6 protein-coding genes are annotated in these 6,000 nt (G+C 73.7%); 3 read left to right on the plus strand and 3 right to left on the minus strand.

Annotated elements, in window-relative coordinates; all coding sequences use genetic code 11:
* Positions 1–6 precede the first annotated feature (6 nt).
* The 3 genes from ACN6LB_RS25620 to ACN6LB_RS25630 all read left to right on the plus strand — a co-directional run bounded on the left by ACN6LB_RS25620 (position 7) and on the right by ACN6LB_RS25630 (position 3,001).
* A complete protein-coding gene (locus tag ACN6LB_RS25620) occupies positions 7–522 on the plus strand; it encodes a metallophosphoesterase family protein (protein WP_445027967.1) in 516 nt (171 codons plus the stop codon).
* Between the two features lie 93 nt (positions 523–615).
* Positions 616–2,004 (plus strand): MFS transporter, encoded by a 1,389-nt coding sequence (locus ACN6LB_RS25625; protein ID WP_445027968.1) that lies wholly within the window; start codon positions 616–618, stop codon positions 2,002–2,004.
* A 79-nt stretch (positions 2,005–2,083) separates the two neighbouring features.
* On the plus strand, positions 2,084–3,001 hold the full coding sequence (locus ACN6LB_RS25630) for an aminoglycoside phosphotransferase family protein (RefSeq protein ID WP_445027969.1): 918 nt from the start codon (positions 2,084–2,086) through the stop codon (positions 2,999–3,001).
* Positions 3,002–3,106: 105 nt separating this feature from the next.
* On the opposite strand, the gene ACN6LB_RS25635 is transcribed toward ACN6LB_RS25630, so the two are convergent.
* The 3 genes from ACN6LB_RS25635 to ACN6LB_RS25645 form a co-directional block, all read right to left on the minus strand.
* Positions 3,107–3,757, minus strand: coding sequence for an SRPBCC family protein (locus ACN6LB_RS25635; protein WP_445027970.1), 651 nt, complete (start codon positions 3,755–3,757; stop codon positions 3,107–3,109).
* Between the two features lie 10 nt (positions 3,758–3,767).
* On the minus strand, positions 3,768–4,874 hold the full coding sequence (locus ACN6LB_RS25640; protein ID WP_445027971.1) for an XdhC family protein: 1,107 nt from the start codon (positions 4,872–4,874) through the stop codon (positions 3,768–3,770).
* Positions 4,867–6,000 (minus strand): vWA domain-containing protein (locus ACN6LB_RS25645; RefSeq protein WP_445027972.1); only part of this gene is annotated, 1,134 nt, incomplete at its 5' end. The genes ACN6LB_RS25640 and ACN6LB_RS25645, both read right to left, overlap by 8 nt.

The following is a 6,000-nucleotide window of genomic DNA, read 5'->3' on the forward strand; positions in this document are numbered from 1 at the left end:
GACAGGGTGCGTCTGCTGCTGATGTCCGACACCCACCTGCCCAAGCGCGCCAAGGCGCTTCCCGCGCAGCTCCTCGCCGAACTGCCGCTCGCCGACGTGGTCGTCCACGCCGGCGACTGGGTGGACACCGCCACCCTCGACCTCCTGGAGAGCCGCTCCCGCAGGTTCGTCGGCGTGTACGGCAACAACGACGGCCCGGCCCTGCGCGCCCGCCTCCCCGAGATCGCCCGCACCGAGCTGGGCGGCCTGCGCCTCGGGGTCGTCCACGAGACCGGCCCTGCCCAGGGCCGCGAACGCCGCTGCGCGGAACGGTTTCCCGATCTCGACGTGCTCGTCTTCGGACACAGTCACATCCCCTGGGACACGACGACGCAGACGGGCCTGCGCCTGCTCAACCCCGGCTCCCCGACCGACCGGAGGCGTCAGCCGCACTGCACGTACATGACGGCGACCGTCACGGACGGCCGGCTGCACGATGTGGCCCTGCACCGCCTCCCGCCCCGTACCGGCTCGTCGTCCTGAGCACCGACCCCGACACATTCCCGGAGTCACCTCAGGCACCCGGGGTACGCGAAAAACATGGCTGGTACATCAGAAGCGGTGCCACGGAGAGCGGTGCACTCCATCGGTCACCGGGGCTCACCCCGCGCCGTCCTCGTCGTCATGTGCGCCGGGTACTTCCTGGTGCTGCTCGACGTGACCATCGTCAACGTCGCACTGCCACAGATCGGCTCCGGGCTCGGAACCGACGTCGGCGGGCTGCAATGGCTGGTCGACGGCTATGCGCTGGCGCTCGCCGCGCTGATGCTGACCAGCGGCACGGCCGGGGACCTGTACGGCCACAGGCGCGTCGTGCTGAGCGGACTCGTCGTCTTCGGCGCGGGCTCTCTCGCCTGCGGACTCGCCCCGGGCGTCGGCGTACTCGTGGCCGCCCGGGTGGTCCAGGGCATCGGCGCCGCACTGCTGCTGCCGGGCACGCTCGCCCTCATCGGCCGCGCGTTTCCCGACGGCGCCGGGCAGGCGCGGGCGATCGGGATCTGGGCCGGCATCGGCAGCCTGGCCCTGCCCGCCGGACCCCTGCTCGGCGGCGCGCTCACCGAGGCCTTCGGCTGGCGCGCGATCTTCCTGCTCAACGTCCCGATCGTGTGCGCGGCCCTGGTCTGCACCGCGGGACTCGTCCGGGAGAGCCGTGAAGCGCGGGCGGGACGCCTAGACCTGCCCGGGCTGCTGCTCGGCAGCCTGCTCCTGCTCACGACGACGTATGCGTTCATCGAGGGCGGGCGCACCGGCCCGGGCTCCCATGCGGTCCTGACGGCCGTGGTCCTGGCCGTGCTCGCCCTGTCGGCGCTGGTCGTGGCCGAGCTGCGGCGCGGAGACGACGCGATGCTGCCGCCGGCCCTGCTCCGGCGGCCTGCTTTCGGCGCCGCGAACGTGGTCGCCGGGATCATGAACCTGGGAACCCTGGGCATGCTGTTCGTGCTGATGCTGTTCCTCCAGTCCGTCCAGCACCGCTCGTCGCTCCTCGCGGGCCTGGCAGTCGTCCCCCTGTTCGCGCCGCTCGCGGTCATGGCCCCCTTCGGCGGGCGGATCACCAGCAGGGTCGGATCGCGCCTGCCGGCCGCCGCCGGACTGGTGCTCGCCGCGATCGGACTCGCCCTGCTCCTGCGCGCCGCACCGCACTGCGGATACCCGGTTCTGCTCCCGGCGTTCCTGCTGTGGGGCATCGGCCTGGGCCTGCTGACCCCGGCGGTCGTCGCGGCCGCCATCGCCGCCGTTCCCGGCGAACGCTCCGGCCTCGCCTCCGGCGTCAACAACACCGCGCGCCAGACCGGCGGGGCGATCGGCATCGCGGTGGCGGGCGCGGTCACGGGCCCGCCCGGCGACACCGCACGTTTCGTGCGCGGCTTCCACACCGCCGCTCTCGGCTCGGCCTGCCTCTACCTGGCCGCAGCGGCCCTCGCGCTGACGCTGCTGCCGGGCGCGCTGCTGCCCCGCGACGACTGAAGCATCCGGCCTCGACGAACCGTCAACTCCGCCTCCCGCCAACACAATTCGTTGGACACGCCGGGTCCGGCTCGCTGTGATGGGCACTGTGCTGATCGACACCGCTCTCGTACGCCGCCTGCTCGCCGCCCAGTTCCCGCAGTACGCCGAACTCCCGCTCTCGCCCGTCCCGTTGAGCGGCATGGACAACGCCACCTTCCGGCTCGGCGACGACCTGTCCGTACGCCTGCCGCGCTTCCCCCGATGGGTCGGTCAGGTGGAGCGGGAGCACCGCTGGCTGCCCCGACTTGCCCCGCACCTGCCGCTGCCGGTGTCCGAGCCGGTCGCGAAGGGGGAGCCGGGGGAGGGGTACCCGTACCCGTGGTCGGTGTACCGGTGGCTGGAGGGCGAGACGGCCACCACCGAAGGCCTGGCCGACCCCGACCGAACAGCCCTGGCACTCGCGGAGTTCATCCACGCCCTGCAGAAGGTCGACGCCGCGGGCGGCCCGGGCCCCGAGTGGAGCAACGCCTTCCGAGGGGTGCCCATGGGGGACGACAGGGACTCACTCGCCTCCGAGGCACGGGTCCGCCCCAAGATCGCGGCCCTGGAGGGCCTGGTGGACACCGCCGCGGTCACGGCCGTATGGGAAGCGGCACTCGACGCACCCGCCTGGGACCAGCCGCCGGTGTGGATTCACGGCGACCTCGCGACCGGCAATCTCCTCGCCCTCGACGGCCGGTTGAGCGCCGTCATCGACTTCGGGACCCTCGCCGTCGGCGACCCGGCCGTCGACCTGCTCCCGGCGTGGAACTTCCTGCCCGACCGGGCCCGTGGCGTGTTCCGCGCGGCACTCGGCGTGGACGACGCGACCTGGGCCCGCGGCCGGGGCTGGGCGCTCGCAGGGTCCCTGCCGGTCCCCGACGACCCCTTCTTCCAGAAGGACCCGGCCCGGGTGACGGCGGCGCTGCACCACTTGGAGCAGTTGATCGCGGATCACCGCGAGGAGGCGGCCTGAGGCACGGGTCGGCGGGCGTCGGTGAGGGCGCCCGCCCGCCTGCACGGCCTCCCGGGCCGACCCCGTTCGAAAGGGGACTGTGCGCCGGAGGAAGCCGGGCCTGCTTCAACGCACACGTCCCCGTCGTCGCCTCAGGCGTGCGTACGCCACCCCCATCACGCCCACCGCGACGGCCACCACGCCCAGCCGCTTGACCACGGCGGCCCCCGCCACCCGTACGAGATCGATCGCGCCGGATTCCCGAGGCGCGGCCACCGCTGGGTCCGCGGTCTCCTCCGAACGCCCGGAATCCGTCGGCTCATCGGACTCGTGCGACTCTCTGAGCTGCTCGGCCAGACAGTCCGCGAACCGGCCGATCAGCTTGTCGCCGACCTCGGCCATGACCCCGCGGCCGAACTGCGCAGGACGTCCGGTCACCAAGAGATCGGTGTGCACGGACACGGCGGTGCCGCCGTCGCGTGCGGTCAAGGTGCCGGTGATCGTCGCGCGAGCGGTGCCCTGGCCGCGGGTCTCCTTGCCGGCGGCGATGAGCACGAGCCGATGCTCGGCCTCGTCCTGCTCCTCGAAGACGGCGGTGCCCCGGTAGGTCACGCTGATCGGACCTACCTTGACCTTCACCGCCCCGCTCACGGTCTTCCCGTCGTACTCCTCCACCGTCGCCCCGGGCATGCACGGTGCCACCCGCTCGATGTCGAGCAGCACCGGCCAGGCGTCCTCGACCGGGACGGGCACGGTGAACTCGTGATGCAACTCCATCTCTGCCTCCTCACAACAGGTTCGGTCGATGGATCGCCCCACCCGTCGCCGCGAGCGGCGCGCCGCTGCCGCCCCAGCGCAGGGCGACGATCTCCGCGGCGACGGAGACCGCGACCTCCTCGGGCGTACGCGCGCCGAGGTCGAGGCCGATCGGGGAGCGCAGTCGGGACAACTGGTCGTCGCCGAGGCCCGACTCCCGGAGGCGGTTCGTGCGGTCGTCGTGGGTGCGACGGCTGCCCATCGCTCCGATGTAGGCGGCCGGACGGCGCAGGGCCTCCTCCAGGAGGGGCACGTCGAACTTCGGGTCGTGGGTGAGAACACAGATCACCGTGCGGTCGTCCGTGGCCGTCTCGCGCAGATAGCGATGGGGCCACTCGACGACGACCTCCACGCCGTCCGGGAAGCGCTTCGGGGTGGCGAAGACGGGACGGGCGTCGCAGACCGTCACCCGGTAGCCGAGGAAGTCGCCGATGCGGGCCACGGCCGCCGCGTAGTCGATCGCGCCGAAGACCAGCATGCGCGGCGGCGGCGCGAAGGAGTTGAGGAAGACCGTGACGGCGTCCTCGCGCCGTTCGCCGCCCGGACCGTAGTGCCGCAGTCCGGTGGCGCCCAGGGCGAGTTCACCGCGCGCGTCCGCGGTGACCGCCGCATCGAGGCCGGTCGAGCCGAGGGAGCCCGCCGCACCGTCCGGCCACACAGCGAGCGAGGCCCCGCGCGGCGCAGGTCCGTCGAGCACCGTCGCCACGGTCACCGGGCGGGCCGCCGCCACCGACTCGGCGACCGCCCCGAAGGAGGGATCGTCGGCGGGGGACACCCGGCGCACCAGGAGGGTGATCTCACCACCGCAGGTGAGCCCTACGGCGAACGCGTCCTCGTCGCTGTACCCGAACGTCTCCGAACGAGCCTCACCGGACGCCATCACCTCCTGGGCCAGTTCGAAGACCGCGCCCTCCACACAGCCGCCGGACACACTGCCCACGACCTCGTCGCCCGGTCCCACCGCCATGGCCGCGCCGGGATCGCGCGGCGCGCTGCGGCTCACCGAGACGACCGTGGCCAGACCGAACGGCTCGCCCGCCGCGTACCACCGGTGCAGCGCCGGAAGGATGTCACGCATCGTCCGCTCCTCTCACCACCGCCGCCAGACGCTCCAGGGCGGCCAGGCTGTGCCCCTCGACGAACGCGTCCACGCTCGGCAGAGCCGCCGCCATACCGGCGGCCAGGGGCGCGTACCCGGGGCGGGCCTTGCGGGGATTGGCCCAGATCACCCGGTGCGCGAGCCGCCGCAAGCGTCGCATCTGGCTCGCGAGCAGGGCGGGATCGCCACGCTCCCAGCCGTCGGAGAGCAGCACCACGACCGCGCCGCGCGCCATGCCGCGCCGGCCCCACCGGTCCATGAACGCGCGCAGCGTCTCACCGAGCCGGGTCCCGCCGCTCCAGTCCGGCACGGCCGCCGCGAGCGCCGCCATGGCCGTGTCCGGGTCGCGGTGCGTCAGCTCGCGGGTCACCCGGGTCAGCCGGGTGCCGATCGTGAACACCTCCGTACGGGTACCGCGCGCGGCAGCTTGGGCGAAGCGCAGCAGCGCGTCCGCGTACGGGGCCATGGAGCCGCTGACGTCCACCAGCAGCACGACCCGGCGCGGCCGGTCGCCGCGCGCGTGCATGCGCAGCCGGGCCGGTTCGCCCCCTCGGCGCAGCAACTCCCGTACGGTGCGCCGCCGATCGACGCCGCCGCGCCGGGCCGGATGCCGCCGCGCGGTGCGCCGCTCCTCACCGCGCAGGGTGAACGCGGCCAGCAGTCGCCGTAGTTGCTCCCGCTCGTCGGCGGTCAGCCGGGCGATGTCGCGGTGTCGCAGCACCTCCGTGGCGCCTGCCAGCGCGGGGACCGGAAGCGTGGCATCGGACCGGGCCTCCGTGCCGGGATCGGGACCCGCGTTCCGTACGACCATGCGCAGCCGCGGCTGCACAGGCATCCGCGGCGTAGCCGTGCCGTCGGACGCGGCATCGAAGTACGCCGCGAAGACGCGCTCGTAGCGCTCCAGGTCGTCCCGGCTCCCGCACAGGGTGAGCCGCCCGGCCCAGTACACGTCCGTGCGTACGCCGGGATCGAGGGCGTCGAGCGCGCCGAGGAACGCCTGCACACGGTCGGGTCCGGCATCGACCCCCGCCGCCCGCAGCGCGCGGGCGAACCCGACAAGGACGGCGGACGCGTCGAGCGGCGCGGGCGCCCGGCTTCCCCCGGG

It is taken from the genome of Streptomyces sp. SAS_270 (genome assembly GCF_052543295.1).